The sequence below is a fragment of the Opacimonas viscosa genome, from assembly GCF_024199005.1.
GTDB lineage: Bacteria > Pseudomonadota > Gammaproteobacteria > Enterobacterales > Alteromonadaceae > Opacimonas > Opacimonas viscosa.
Map to the genome: position 1 here is coordinate 1 of NZ_JANATA010000158.1, position 267 is coordinate 267.

The 267-nt window shown below is 49.8% G+C and carries 1 protein-coding gene; it reads left to right on the forward strand.

The window, feature by feature from the left end:
* The coding region (locus NLF92_RS13100; RefSeq protein ID WP_254102656.1) for a TRAM domain-containing protein at window positions 1-185 on the forward strand (185 nt) is incomplete at its 5' end.
* Window positions 186-267 lie beyond the last annotated feature (82 nt).

The following is a 267-nucleotide window of genomic DNA, read 5'->3' on the forward strand; positions in this document are numbered from 1 at the left end:
TGATTGGCGAATTCGTGGATGTGAAGATCACGGATGTATTCAGTAACTCACTGCGTGGTGAAGTGATTCGTCGCGAGGCCGATATGGGTCTGCGAGTGGCCGTATCACCACAAAGTATTCTGGCAAAGCGCCAGCCACAACAACCTGACGCGTTGGGCGTAAGCCAATTTCAACCGACACACTAACAAGGTAGCGAACAAACTTGAGTAAACTGGTAAGCAACGAAGTAGTCCTGGAGCCGGAAGATAACAAACGGTTGTCCAGCTT